Consider the following 13,970-nt stretch of genomic DNA (forward strand, 5'->3'; position numbering starts at 1 on the left):
CCCTATTATTCTGTGATATGATTTATTCGCTGTTTGAACAGAGGTGAAAAATTGACTCAATTTAAAAAATTCAGTGAGGCCTTTATTGAGTATTTACAGATAGAGAAGAACGCTTCGCAATACACTGTCAAATACTATCTAAATGATTTGGAAACTTTTTTCGCTTTTTTATACCAGGAGGGAATTGAAAATCTTCAAGAAGTTAATTATCAGGAGATTCGCTTGTTTCTAACAATTTTATACGACCGAAAGTTGAGCAGGAGATCTGTATCAAGGAAAATTTCCAGCATAAGAAGTTTTTATAAATTTTTGGAACGTGAAAATCAAGTGACTGGTAATCCATTCGTTAATGTGACTCTTCCCAAGGCTTCTAAACCAATACCCAGTTTTCTTTATATGGAGGAATTGGAAAAGTTATTCGAAGTGAATGATTTGTCCGATCCTATTGGACAGCGAAATCAAGCAATAATTGAGACACTTTATGCAACGGGTATACGAGTAAGTGAGTGTCAAGGGATGTTATTGGAAGATATTGATTTCACTATTGGTACAATGTTTATAAAGGGGAAAGGTAGAAAAGAACGATATATACCGTTTGGGCGATTTGCAGAAGTTGCATTGGATACTTACATAAATGATGGAAGGAATAAACTTTTAGATAAAGCTAATAGTTCTACAAACTCAGTTTTTCTCAATGCTAGAGGTGCTCCGCTGACTTCAAGAGGAATGCGACTAATTCTCAATAAAATAGTTGAAAAAGCAGCATTAACGGTACATGTTAACCCACATAAGCTGCGTCATACATTTGCAACACATATGTTGAATGAGGGTGCTGATCTTCGTACAGTTCAGGAATTATTAGGGCACGAAAATTTATCAGCTACTCAAATATATACACATGTAACAAAGGATCGTTTGCGTAATGTATATATGAATAGTCATCCAAGAGCAAATGATAAATATTCAGATCAAAGAGGTGATGATAGTGGCAGCTGAAATGCATGCTACAACGATTTTTGCTATTAAGCATGGTGACCAATGTGCAATGAGTGGCGATGGGCAGGTTACATTGGGAAATGCTGTTGTCATGAAACATAAAGCAAAAAAAGTTCGTACATTATTTAATGGCCAGGTGTTAGCCGGGTTTGCAGGGTCTGTTGCGGATGCTTTCACTTTATTTGAGAAATTTGAGGGAAAGCTTGAAGCATATGATGGTAATCTTGCCAGAGCTTCTGTAGAATTAGCAAAAGAATGGCGTAGTGACAAAGTTCTTCGTAAATTAGAGGCTATGCTAATTGTTATGAATAAAGAGAACATGTTTCTTGTGTCTGGCACTGGAGAAGTCATTGAACCTGACGATGGTATACTTGCAATAGGTTCTGGTGGAAACTATGCATTAAGTGCTGGGAGAGCTTTAGTGAGATATTCAGGAAGTTTAACAGCAAAAGAGATTGCTAAAGCAGCGTTGGAAGTAGCGGGTGAAATATGTGTCTATACAAATGACCATATTACATTAGAGGTACTTGATTAATGAGGAGGCCTTCGTGAATAATGAGTATTGATTTTACGCCAAAACAAATTGTGGGTCAGTTAGATAAGTATATAATTGGTCAGGATAATGCAAAAAAGTCGGTTGCTGTGGCATTAAGGAACCGATACCGCAGAATGAAGCTTGATGAGGATATTAAAGAGGAAATAGTGCCGAAAAATATCTTAATGATTGGACCAACTGGAATAGGAAAAACTGAAATTGCTCGAAGACTGGCTAAATTAGTTAGTGCACCTTTTGTAAAAGTAGAGGCAACGAAGTTTACTGAAGTTGGTTACGTTGGTCGTGATGTTGAATCGATGATTCGTGACCTGGTTGAAATGTCTATGCGGATGGTTAAGGAAGAAAAGATGAGTGAGGTAATGGACAAAGCAGAGAATGAAGCTAATAAAAAGCTTGTTCAATTACTGGTACCACAAGCAAAAAAGCAAAATAGTATGAAAAATCCGTTTGAAATGTTATTCTCGGCTGAGGAAGAGAATGATGAAGGTGAAAATGCACCAAAAGATGAAGAAATTAAGAATAAACGTAAGCGGGTAGAAAATCAGTTATCTCTTGGGGAGTTAGAGGATAATCTAGTAACAATTGAAATTGAAGAAGTACCACCATCAATGTTTGATATGCTTCAGGGTTCAGGAATGGAGCAAATGGGTACAAATATGCAAGATGCTTTAGGTCAATTTATGCCTAAGAAAAAGAAAAAACGTAAACTTCCCGTTTCTGAAGCAAGAAAAATTTTAACACAGCAAGAAGCACATAAGCTGGTTGACATGGAAGAGGCTGGGCAAGAGGCTGTTCATCGTGCCGAGCAATCAGGCATAATATTTATCGATGAAATTGATAAGGTTGCAGCGAAACAAGATAATTCTGCAAATGTTTCAAGAGAAGGGGTACAGCGCGATATTTTACCTATTGTTGAAGGATCTACTGTAGTAACAAAACATGGTCCTGTGAAGACGGATCACATGCTTTTTATTGCTGCAGGTGCATTTCACATGGCAAAACCTTCTGATTTAATACCTGAATTGCAAGGAAGATTTCCAATCAGAGTAGAACTTGAAAAGCTAACTGTTGAAGATTTTAAGCGAATTTTGAAAGAACCCTCAAATGCTTTGTTAAAACAATATACTGCATTGATTAAAACTGAAGGTATAAATGTTGTTTTTACGGACGAAGCTATAAATAGACTGGCAGAAATTGCCTATCAAGTTAATCAGGATACAGATAATATTGGTGCAAGAAGACTCCACACCATCTTGGAAAAGCTTTTAGAAGATTTATCGTTTGAAGCTCCGGATATTAATATGGAAACTATTGATATTACGAAAGAATATGTCGATAAAAAGTTAAGCAATATTGTTAAAAACAAAGATTTAAGTCAATTTATTCTATAAATCGAATTAACGAAATGGAGGATCATTATGGAACTTTTAGATCGCGCAAGAAAAATTAACGCTATGCTACAAAAAGCAACAGGGAAATCGGTGAACTTTAATGAGATGTCTGCATCCTTAAGAGATGTAATCAAAGGTAATATTTTTATCTTGAGCAGACGAGGAAAGTTGTTAGGGTTTGCAATTAACCAGGAAATCGAGAATGAACGTATGAAATCTATGCTGGAAGAAAGGCAATTTCCTGAGGAATATACAGATGGATTATTCAATATTCATGAAACTACTGCAAACCTTGATATTGATAGCCCTTATACTGCATTCCCGGTAGAAAATCGTGAATTGTTCGGTAGTGGCTTAACTACAATTGTTCCGATAATCGGTGGAGGAGAGCGTCTGGGTACGCTTATATTAAGCAGATTAAATGATAGTTTCAGTGATGATGATTTACTTCTTGCTGAATATGGGTCAACTGTAGTAGGTATGGAAATTTTGCATGAAAAAACAGAAGAAATTGAAGTTGAAGCTAGAAGTAAAGCAGTAGTTCAAATGGCAATTAGTTCTCTATCCTATAGTGAATTAGAAGCGATAGATCATATTTTTGAAGAATTAAATGGTAACGAAGGACTGCTGGTTGCAAGTAAAATTGCAGACAGAGTTGGAATTACCAGATCAGTCATTGTTAATGCTTTAAGAAAGCTCGAGAGTGCTGGTGTAATTGAGTCACGCTCACTTGGAATGAAGGGTACTTACATTAAAGTATTAAACAGCAAATTCCTCGTAGAATTGGAAAAATTACGTTCAAGATAAAATATTCATAAAAAAAACGGTTATCCTTGGGATAACCGTTTTTTTATTGTGTAGGAAACTATAAATTTTAAGTGCTGTGTATAACTGGACTCAAGAATCAGCCATGTCCAGCTCGGATGTACTAGTGCCGGTGACGCCACAGGGCGTGGCGTTCTCACAGGCCAGCGCACAGCACCTAGTAGACTTCCCTCCCCGTGTCTACGATAAGAAATAAAGGATGTTCGACTAAAACCACCATATCCTGTGGCAACGTCGAACTACCCCACGTCCTGTGGGGCAGCTTATGCTCTTCGTGTATCCTTTATCAGGGAAGAGGAAGATCGACTAAGACCGCCGCTTTGCGCGGCAACGTCGACCCACCCGCAGTGCTGAGCATAGTCCATACTGCACTGATTAGGCGCTTGCGCTTTTAACTCTGAAAAAATTTTTTAGAGGTAATTATTTCATAAAAATTAACATTTCATATCAATTTTTGTAAGAAAAAGTATATTTTACATGCGAATAGTCCTAGATAAATTTAACTATTTATTTTTCCCAAAGAGAAAATTGTCGAAATGTGATAGACTTTAAATCTGATATAAATTACAATGTTCGTATACATAAAATAGTTTATGTCCGTCTTTTTATAAAAAATTAGGAGGAATGGCAATGGAATTATTTGGTGGTACATTCCAAAAACTTGAAAACTCCCTAAATTATGCATCGGCTAAAAACCGAACTATTTCAAACAATATTGCAAATGTCGACACACCTAATTATAAGTCAAAAGACGTTGCATTTAAAAATGTGTTAAATGAAGAATTAAATACATCATTTGAAACAAAGCGAACACATCCAAAACATATACCATTTAACAATGTGAATTCTAACCAATCTTTTCAAACATTTACGGACAAGAATTCCATGTATAACCACAATGGGAATAACGTTGACATAGACAAAGAAATGTCCGACTTAGCTAAAAATCAAATCTATTATCGAAGTTTGGTTGACCGAATGAATGGTAAATTCAGCAGTCTTCAAACGGTAATTAGAGGAGGGAGATAATTATGTCAATATTTAATGCAATTAACACAAGTGCAAGTGCACTAACAGCGCAAAGACTTCGGATGGATGTTGTTTCTTCGAATATTGCTAATGCTCAAACAACCAGGGCCACAATGAATGAAAATGGTGAATATGAACCTTATCGAAGAAAAATGGTTGTTATGGAACCTAACGGACAAAATTTCAAATCTTTCTTACATAAGGCAACTAATTCATCAGACCAGGGTTCTGGAGTGAAAGTATCAGAAATTACAGAAGATGATGAGCCATTTAAGGTTGTTTATAATCCCAATCATCCTGATGCTGATGAAGCTGGTTATGTAGAAATGCCGAATGTGGACCCATTAAAAGAAATGGTAGATTTAATGAGTACAACCAGATCGTATGAAGCGAATATCACATCAATGAATGCAAGTAAAAACATGTTGTTAAAAGCACTGGAAATCGGAAAATAAAAACTAAGGAGCTATTATATGAACCCTTTAGTAAATGGAGTAACTCAGCCTGCAATTACCAATTCAGGAGCAGGTAAGCCGTCAATTTCACCAGGTGAGGCACAGAGTAATTTCGCAAATTCGTTAAAAGCAGCAATTGAACAAGTAAACGATACACAAGTTGCTTCGAATTCGAAAACTGAGGCAATGGCAAATGGAGAAATAGATGATTTACATAATGTTATGATCACAGCACAAAAAGCAAGCATTACGTTGGAGACCTCTGTACAAGTACAACGTAAAGTAATTGATGCTTATAAAGAAATTATGCGCATGCAGATATAAAGAAAATATCTAATAGCAACTGTTATAAGAGCAACTGATTTTGCTGAGCATTTAAGAAACCACAAAGTATAAGGACTCTAAGAAAACAAAAACGCTTTCTGAGAAACTTCTTAGCGTTAAGCGAAGTTTTCTAATATTTTTTCGCTCATTATACTATAGAAATATTCAAACGATTTTTATGAGGTCCTAATAGTTGCTATAGAATTCAGAGATAGCTATTAAATAGAAACTGGAATTTGGCGGGGGAATATATGAAGGAAAAATTATTGAAATTCAAAGATACAGCTAAATCTTTTTGGACCAGACGTACTAAAGGTCAAAAGGGAATATTTATAGGTTCTGCTGCAATAGTTGTTGCTTTGATTCTAGCAATAATACTGTTTACATCTGATTCTAAGCTAGTTCCTTTATATAATAACCTATCTTTACAAGAAGTCGGACAAATAAAAACTGAATTAGATGCAAGAGGCGTTCCTTATGAACTGGAAAGTGGAGGCACAACCATTACAGTACCTGAAAGTAGTGTGAATTCACTGCTTGTTGATCTTGCTGGTCAAGGAATTCCCAATAGTGGTAATATTGATTACTCTTTTTTCAGTGAAAATGCTTCCTGGGGTATTACAGATAACGAATTCAGCATGATAAAACTGGATGCTATGCAAACGGAATTAGCTAATTTAATAAAAGGTGTAGAAGGTATTGAAGATGCAAAAGTCATGATCAATATGCCTGAAGAGCCTGTTTTTGTTAGCGAATCTGCACAGGATGCAAGTGCTTCTATAGTGATAAATACACAACCTGGCTATCAATTTAAAGGTAACCAAATTGAATCATTATATCACTTAGTAGCAAAAGCTGTTCCTAATCTGCCTTCTGAAGATATCGTTATTATGAATCAGTATTTCGAATACTTCGACAGGAATACACAAAATGGTGTTGCTAATAAGGATACATATACATATCAGCAGGATGTTAAGCAAGATATAGAACGTGATATAAGACGAAGACTTCAGCAGATGCTTGGAGCGATGGTTGGTATGGAGAATGTTATTGTTTCTGTAACAGCTGATGTTGACTTCAGACAGGAAAACCGGGTTGAAGAACTAATTGAGCCAGTAGATGTAGAAAATATGGAAGGTGTACCGATAAGTATTGAAAGTATTCAGGAAACCTATACAGGTAATCCCCCGGTCGGTGGAACTGGTGGAACTGGTGAAGAAGACATACCTAACTATGAGGCAACTGAAGAAGGGGAAGATGGTGACTATGAACTTTCTAAAGAGACGGTAAATAATGAATATAACCGTATTCGTAAAGAGATTGTTGAAAGTCCCTATAAAATTCGTGATTTAGGTATTCAAGTAGCGGTTGATGAAGTGAAAAGCAAAAATGGTGATGAAATTCAATATTTATCGAACCAGGAACAAGAAACAGTTTCTGCTGGAATGGCATCAATTTTAAATTCTATCATCAGTACATCGATAGATGGAGAATATGGGGAGATTCAGCCCGAAGAAAAAACATCCATCGTGTTCCAGGAATTCAGTGAAAGTGCTGATACAGCACAACCAACTACCCCAGTTATTCCATTATGGATGTATATAGCAGGCGGGATATTATTAGCTATTATAATTTTATTAATCTTCTTGTTAGTTCGGAACCGTAATACGGAGGAAGAGGAAATAGTAGAAGAGACAGTAGGAACTCAAACGAGTGAAGAGTTACCAGAAATAGGTAATGAACAGGACTCAGAATCGGTAGTACGTAAAAAACAATTAGAGAAAATGGCTAAAGATAAACCAGAAGAATTTGCTAAACTTTTACGAAGCTGGATTTCGGATGATTAAGGAGGTACTTTAAAATGGCAAAACAATCTACTCTCACAGGTAAACAAAAAGCGGCTATTCTCTTAATCTCCTTGGGTCCAGACGTATCTGCACAAGTTTACAAGCATTTATCAGAAGAAGAAATAGAAAAATTGAGTTTGGAAATTTCTTCGGTTAAAAAAGTGGAATCGAATACGAAAGAAGATGTTCTTGATCAATTTCACCAAATTGCTTTGGCACAGGATTATATTACGCAAGGCGGAATTGGGTATGCAAAATCTGTGCTGGAAAAAGCCTTTGGGCAGAGTGAGGCAACTAACATCATTGAACGCCTTACATCATCATTACAAGTCAGGCCATTTGATTTTGCCCGTAAAGCAGATCCGCAGCAAGTATTAAATTTTATTCAACATGAACACCCGCAAACTATCGCACTTGTATTATCCTACTTAGATCCGGAGCAATCAGGACAAATATTATCTGAGTTACCACAGGAAATGCAGGCAGAAATTGCTAAGCGTATTGCAACAATGGATTCAACTTCACCTGAGATTATAAGTCAGGTAGAGCAGGTATTAGAACGGAAAATATCTTCCTCATTAACTGAGGACTATACGCAAACTGGTGGTATTGCAGCCGTTGTTGAAGTATTAAACGGTGTTGATAGGAGTACCGAAAGAACAATTTTGGATGCACTTGAAATCCAGGACCCTGAGTTGGCTGAAGAGATTAAAAAACGCATGTTTGTATTTGAGGATATTGTTGTACTGGATAATCGTGCAATTCAACGTGTTATTCGGGAAGTTGAAAATGAAGATTTGCGTCTTTCACTTAAGGTTGCTAGTGATGAAGTAAAGGATATAGTCTTTAACAATATGTCTCAAAGGATGGCAGAGACATTTAAAGAGGAAATGGAGTATATGGGGCCAGTCAGATTACGAGATGTGGAAGAAGCACAAACCAGAATTGTCGGCGCCATACGTCGCTTGGAGGAAATTGGCGAAATTGTCATAGCCCGTGGTGGAGGTGACGATATCATTGTCTAATATTTTTTCAAACCAATCACGCATAATGAAAGAGAAACTTATAAAAGTGAAGCCGATTGAGTTAAATAATCAAGACAGCGTTCACGCTTCTGCTAGTTTAGAAGATGACCGGAAAAGTATACAATCGGAAATTGATTTGGCACACGATAGCCTCAAGCAAATACAAGAACAACAAGCGATCTTGGTGCAACAAACTAATGCTGAAATTGAGAAAGCTAAAGAAAATTGGGAAATCGAAAGAGAAAAGTACATTAAACAGGCTCAGGATGAAGGATATAAAAAAGGCTTTGAACTTGGTAAACAAGAGGGACAGGACCAATATAAGGAATTACTGACAAATGCTAATAAGATTGTTGAATCAGCAACAAAAGATTATCATTCTACAATTGATCAAAGCGATGAAACAATATTAGAGTTAGCCATCCATGTTGCAGAAAAGATTATCAAAAAAGAATTAAATGAGAATCCTGAATCGTTCATCCAGATTGTTAATACAGCTATTAAAGAGATAAAAGACCAGTCTGAGCTTTCAATATATTTACACCCAAATAATTATGAGCTGGTGATGAAGCAAAAAGATGAAATTGTCCAACTTGTTGATAAGGATTTAAATGTATCTTTCTATATTAATGACCAATTAAAAGAAGATAGTTGTTTGATTGAACATCCCTTTGGACGAATTGACGCCAGTATAGATGTACAGCTCCAGGAACTGCGTGAAGTATTATATGAGGTCAATATGGAGAGTGACGAATGATAACAACAAAATTTTTCGAAGCAATAGATCAGGCAGACACATTAAAACGATATGGGAAAGTATTGCGGGTTGTGGGGCTCATGATTGAATCACAAGGTCCTGACGCAAATATCGGTGAAGTTTGTCTGATTCATAGCTCGTCTAATAAAAAACCAGTTATGTCTGAAGTAGTTGGTTTTAACAATGAAAAAATTATTCTTATGCCATATGCACAGGTAACGGAAATAGGCCCAGGATGTTTAGTAGAGTCAACAGGTGAAGCATTGTCAGTGAAAATTGGTCGCGGTTTAATCGGTAAAGTAGTTGATTCGCTTGGCAGGTGTTTGGATGATTCTAAACTACCAAAAGGATTATCAAGTTATTTAACGGAACAATCACCACCAAACCCACTATCACGTGCACCCATATCTGAGCCAATTCAAGTAGGGGTTAAGTCAATAGATTCATTATTAACGGTAGGTAAAGGACAGAGAATAGGGATATTTGCAGGTAGTGGAGTTGGTAAAAGTACTTTACTTGGCATGATAGCTCGTAATAGCAGCGCAGATATAAATGTGATTGGTTTAATTGGTGAGCGAGGCAGGGAAGTTCGAGAGTTTATTGAGAACGATCTTGGAGATGAAGGGTTAAAAAAGTCTATTGTAGTGGTAGCAACATCTGATCAGCCAGCCTTAATGCGAATAAAAGGTGCATATACTGCAACAGCAATTAGTGAGTATTTCCGAGATTTGGGATTTCAAGTTAATCTGATGATGGATTCCGTAACAAGGGTTGCAATGGCACAAAGAGAAGTTGGTTTAGCAACTGGAGAGCCGCCTACAACAAAAGGGTATACCCCGTCTGTATTTGCTGCATTGCCTAAACTATTGGAACGAACAGGCACAAGTAAAAATGGAACGATAACGGCATTCTATACTGTTCTGGTAGATGGTGATGATATGAATGAACCAATTGCTGACACGGTTAGGGGTATACTGGATGGCCATTTCGTATTAGATAGAAACTTAGCTGAACAAGGTCACTTTCCTGCTATTAATATATTAAAATCGATTAGTAGAGTAATGAACCAGGTTTCTAGTAAACAACATTTAGATGCTGCTCAAAAAATAAGGACATTAATGGCTACTTATGAAGAGAATAACGAATTGATTCAAATTGGTGCTTATAAGCGGGGAACAAATCAGGAAATCGATAAGGCAATATCATACCACCCAAAGATACAGGAATTTTTAAAGCAAGAAGTTTTTGAATATCATACGCTTGAAGAATCAATTAACCAGCTGCAAAAGTTGCTTAATGGAGGGATTTGATGGCAGAAACAGTTGCATTATCCAAAATATTAAATGTACGTGAAAGTGAAAAGAGGGATGCACAAAAAGCATATCAGCAATCCATTGATTTCTTTGAGGAAATAGCTACACAGTTGTACAATCTGCTAAGAAAAAAAGAAGTAGCTGAGGAATCATATGAAGGCTATCTGAATCAGACCACACCAATAGATAAAATTAAAGAGCAAGTAGGGTATATAGAAATATTGAATAACCAAATTGTCAAACTTCAGCATGATGTACAAAAAGCAAGAAATGAAATGGACAATAACCATGAAAAACTAACCAATGCGTTCGTAGAAGTGAAGAAATTCGAAAAAATAATTGAACACAGGCATAAGGCAGATGAAGAGCTTACGAAGAAGAATGAAAATGCTCAAATGGATGAAATTTCTATGCAGCAGTATTTTAGCCGGAAAATTAGGTGAGAAGAATGGTGAAGGATAATAAAAAACAACAAAATAAAACGAATCCAATTCTATGGTTCTTTTTTGCCATTATAATTCCATTTATTGTTGCGGTAACTTTAACAATAATTATATTTACAGTTGCTGGTGTTGATGTTATTGGTTGGGCGAAAAGTACTGGAAATAGTATTCCAGTAGTATCTTCTATGATTACGACGGATAAAGAGAAGAATGAACAGCGAGAAGAACAGAAGACGAAGAATATTATTGCAACTAAAGATGAGAAAATATCACAACTGAATCAGAAAGTATCCAATCTCGAGTCTACCGTCGGACAATTGGAGCAGGAGATTATCAAACTTGAGAACAGTAATTCCAATGAGAATAAGAGTCAATCAGAAACTTCTGATGATGAGGCTGAATCAGGGAAGGATTCCATTAAGGCGATTTCGTCATCTTTTAAAGAAATGGATAGTGAACAGGCAGCATTAATTATTGAAAGTATGGAGCAAGATTTAGCAGTAGGAATACTGAAGAAATTACCTAATGATGTACGTGGGCGAATCTTTGAAGAAATGGAACCTGATTTGGCTGCAGAGTTGACTCAATTATTTGTAACGAATTAATTCTTAAGCGACTTAATTTGAAAGGGGGTGAGAAAGTGAATGCGATCGGAACAATTTTTCAACAGGTAATGCAAACACGGGGAGCATTGGAGCGAAATTCCAGCAAGGGTACACCAGACAAACAATCTGTATTTCAAAATCTATTGTCAGGATCAAGAACGGGAACAACCGGCGAGGATAACTCACAGGATGAAATGTCTATCGTTAATATGCTGATGAATACAAGTGATGTTCAAAAGCTGTTAAACAATGCTGCATCAAAAGAAGAAGCAACACTAATGTTAGAACAAGCTTTTAATAGCATTAGTTCTAGTAAAAATGGTCCATTATCCAAAGAGCAAGCAATGCAAATACTGGAAGATACAATTAACAGTATTGAAATGGGTGATGAAGGTGGAACATTAAAAGCACAAGTAATGCAAATGCTGGAAGGTGCAGTGAAAAAACTTACATCAGATCAGGATAGTAAAGCAGAAGTAAAAGCAGCGTCATTACTCGCATTTATAGAACAGTCACCAATCATAAGCGATAAAAATCTTCAAAAGCAATTTGAAGCATTGTTCGCGAAAGCTGAGAAGTTACTTTCACAGGTAACAGATCAGAAAAGTGCTTCTAAAGCAGCTCCGGCTTTACTAAAGTTGCTGGAACAATGGGCAGCACTAGAGAAAAACCAAAATATGAAACAAACAGTAATATCACAAGAATCATTTAAGAGCGAAAGTAAAGAACAGGGAATTTGGAAAGAACTCTTACAATCTTTTCAAAAGAGAAATCAGCTTGTTTCCAAACAACAGTATAATTCTGATGCGAAAGTAACTAGTAATGATGTGGCAAAATGGTTGCAGCATGCAATAAGAAGTCAAGCAAATAGTGATAAAATATCCGGACAGCAATCCATGTCAATGACATCATCGATTCCATTATCAAAGGTTGAACAATACGTTATTCATATGAATCAGAATCAAAGTAACAGACCAGTAGACAAACAACTAATAGAACAGTTCCAAAAAGTTATGAAATCAAGCAAATTCTTAACAATGCAAAATGGGACATCACAGTTAAATATCACATTACGGCCGGAGAACCTTGGTGACATGATGGTCAAGTTGACACAAATAAATGGAGAAATGACTGTTAAAATAATGGTTACTTCTCATGCAGCTAAAGAAATGCTTGAGTCGAATATGCATCAACTGAGAAACATGTTTTCACCACAACAGGTAGTGGTTGAAAAGCAGGAAGTATCATCTCAACAAGCACAGACGAACCAAAGTGAACAAGATGATCAAAACAATAGTGGACAGGAACAAGATCAGTCCAATCACTCTGAACAGGACGATCAAGAGGGTGAAGGTGATTTTGAGACGCAATTTCAAAATATCCTAATGAATGAGAAAGTGTAGGTGAAAAACATGACAACGATAGATCCATCACTTTATTTAAATAATCAATCAACAAAGCGGGTTCCAAGTCCTGATCTAGGTAAGGATGAATTTTTGAAAATTTTAATGACTCAGCTGCAAAATCAGGATCCTACAAATCCAATGAAGGATCAAGAATTTGTTTCTCAAATGGCATCATTTTCATCCCTGGAACAAATGATGAATATGACAAACTCCATTGATAATCTTGTACAAAATCAAACGGTTTCTCCAATATTAAAAAATAGTCACATGATTGGCAAAGAAGTTTCTTATCAGGCTTACGATGAAGAGACTGGAGAGAAGCTCGATATTGAAACAAGTAATGTTACTGCTGTAAGTCAGCATGAGGGATGGGCTGTGCTGGAGCTTGAGAATGGTGAGAAGATTTATGCAGATTCGATTACACAGGTGAGCGATCCGGATGCCAGTTCAGGTAGTGGTACTGATGGAGAAGATATAACAGGACCTGCCCCTGAAGGAAGTGAGTAATATGGAACGCATTAATCAATTACAGCATGCAATGCCATTGCCACCAGTAAAGAAAGCAGATACAAAGAATGAATCAACTAGCTTTAAGGACATTTTAGCAGGAATACAACATCCTAAAGTCAGTAAGCATGCCAAAGAACGCTTAAGTGAACGAAATATAACAATAAGTGATACACAATGGCAAGCCATTTCAGAAAAAATGACTGAAGCTAAACAAAAAGGTGTAACGGATTCATTAGTAGTTACCGATAACGCCGCATTGCTTGTAAGTACTAAGAACAATACAGTCGTAACAGCAATGAACAAGGCAGAAGCAACAAGTAAAATTTTCACCAATATTAATGGCACAATACTAATAAACGAATAGGCTGGACCCGATTGGGAGGCCATTAAGCTGTTGAATGAGTGATGCAGCTAAAACGAATAGCGGATGCACTTCTATTAGTCGCTGTATCCGGATTTGATAAAAACCAATAAAGGGGATAAATAAT

16 protein-coding genes are annotated in these 13,970 nt (G+C 36.5%); all 16 read left to right on the top strand.

Annotation, left to right across the window (positions count from 1 at the left end; all coding sequences use genetic code 11):
* The first annotated feature begins 51 nt into the window (after window positions 1-51).
* The 16 genes from xerC to J2Z82_RS09995 all read left to right on the top strand — a co-directional run bounded on the left by xerC (window position 52) and on the right by J2Z82_RS09995 (window position 13,846).
* Window positions 52-996, top strand: a complete 945-nt coding sequence (xerC, locus tag J2Z82_RS09920; RefSeq protein WP_209480648.1) for a tyrosine recombinase XerC — start codon at window positions 52-54, stop codon at window positions 994-996.
* Window positions 986-1,531, top strand: coding sequence for an ATP-dependent protease subunit HslV (hslV, locus tag J2Z82_RS09925; RefSeq protein ID WP_342453620.1), 546 nt, complete (start codon window positions 986-988; stop codon window positions 1,529-1,531). The genes xerC and hslV overlap by 11 nt, the downstream gene beginning before the upstream one ends.
* Before the next feature lie 20 nt (window positions 1,532-1,551).
* Window positions 1,552-2,943 carry an ATP-dependent protease ATPase subunit HslU gene (hslU, locus tag J2Z82_RS09930; protein WP_209480649.1) on the top strand — a complete coding sequence of 464 codons (1,392 nt, stop codon included), beginning with the start codon at window positions 1,552-1,554 and terminating at the stop codon, window positions 2,941-2,943.
* 27 nt (window positions 2,944-2,970) lie between these two features.
* Window positions 2,971-3,750, top strand: a complete 780-nt coding sequence (gene codY / locus J2Z82_RS09935) for a GTP-sensing pleiotropic transcriptional regulator CodY (RefSeq protein ID WP_092492957.1) — start codon at window positions 2,971-2,973, stop codon at window positions 3,748-3,750.
* Window positions 3,751-4,398: 648 nt separating this feature from the next.
* Window positions 4,399-4,797, top strand: coding sequence for a flagellar basal body rod protein FlgB (flgB, locus tag J2Z82_RS09940; protein ID WP_209480650.1), 399 nt, complete (start codon window positions 4,399-4,401; stop codon window positions 4,795-4,797).
* Window positions 4,798-4,799: 2 nt separating this feature from the next.
* The gene (gene flgC / locus J2Z82_RS09945) at window positions 4,800-5,252 is read left to right on the top strand and encodes a flagellar basal body rod protein FlgC (RefSeq protein WP_092492955.1); all 453 of its coding nucleotides are present in this window, start codon (window positions 4,800-4,802) and stop codon (window positions 5,250-5,252) included.
* Window positions 5,253-5,270: 18 nt separating this feature from the next.
* The gene (gene fliE, locus J2Z82_RS09950) at window positions 5,271-5,576 is read left to right on the top strand and encodes a flagellar hook-basal body complex protein FliE (RefSeq protein WP_209480651.1); all 306 of its coding nucleotides are present in this window, start codon (window positions 5,271-5,273) and stop codon (window positions 5,574-5,576) included.
* A 251-nt stretch (window positions 5,577-5,827) separates the two neighbouring features.
* Window positions 5,828-7,423, top strand: coding sequence for a flagellar basal-body MS-ring/collar protein FliF (fliF, locus tag J2Z82_RS09955; protein ID WP_209480652.1), 1,596 nt, complete (start codon window positions 5,828-5,830; stop codon window positions 7,421-7,423).
* Window positions 7,424-7,437: 14 nt separating this feature from the next.
* Entirely contained in the window at window positions 7,438-8,448 is a 1,011-nt protein-coding gene (fliG, locus tag J2Z82_RS09960) for a flagellar motor switch protein FliG (RefSeq protein WP_209480653.1), read from the top strand.
* A complete protein-coding gene (gene fliH, locus J2Z82_RS09965) occupies window positions 8,441-9,205 on the top strand; it encodes a flagellar assembly protein FliH (RefSeq protein WP_209480654.1) in 765 nt (254 codons plus the stop codon). The genes fliG and fliH overlap by 8 nt, the downstream gene beginning before the upstream one ends.
* Complete coding sequence (gene fliI / locus J2Z82_RS09970; protein ID WP_209480655.1) at window positions 9,202-10,515, top strand: flagellar protein export ATPase FliI; 1,314 nt, start codon at window positions 9,202-9,204, stop codon at window positions 10,513-10,515. The genes fliH and fliI overlap by 4 nt, the downstream gene beginning before the upstream one ends.
* Window positions 10,515-10,961, top strand: coding sequence for a flagellar export protein FliJ (fliJ, locus tag J2Z82_RS09975; protein WP_209480656.1), 447 nt, complete (start codon window positions 10,515-10,517; stop codon window positions 10,959-10,961). The genes fliI and fliJ overlap by 1 nt, the downstream gene beginning before the upstream one ends.
* 8 nt (window positions 10,962-10,969) lie before the next feature.
* Window positions 10,970-11,566 carry a MotE family protein gene (locus tag J2Z82_RS19690; protein WP_209480657.1) on the top strand — a complete coding sequence of 199 codons (597 nt, stop codon included), beginning with the start codon at window positions 10,970-10,972 and terminating at the stop codon, window positions 11,564-11,566.
* A gap of 35 nt (window positions 11,567-11,601) precedes the next feature.
* Window positions 11,602-12,969 (top strand): flagellar hook-length control protein FliK, encoded by a 1,368-nt coding sequence (locus J2Z82_RS19695; protein ID WP_209480658.1) that lies wholly within the window; start codon window positions 11,602-11,604, stop codon window positions 12,967-12,969.
* Window positions 12,970-12,978: 9 nt separating this feature from the next.
* Window positions 12,979-13,479, top strand: coding sequence for a flagellar hook assembly protein FlgD (flgD, locus tag J2Z82_RS09990; RefSeq protein WP_209480659.1), 501 nt, complete (start codon window positions 12,979-12,981; stop codon window positions 13,477-13,479).
* A gap of 1 nt (window position 13,480) precedes the next feature.
* On the top strand, window positions 13,481-13,846 hold the full coding sequence (locus J2Z82_RS09995; protein ID WP_209480660.1) for a TIGR02530 family flagellar biosynthesis protein: 366 nt from the start codon (window positions 13,481-13,483) through the stop codon (window positions 13,844-13,846).
* The last annotated feature ends 124 nt before the right edge of the window (window positions 13,847-13,970 follow it).

This window comes from Virgibacillus litoralis (assembly GCF_017873675.1).
GTDB classification, from domain to species: Bacteria; Bacillota; Bacilli; order Bacillales; family Amphibacillaceae; genus Lentibacillus; species Lentibacillus litoralis.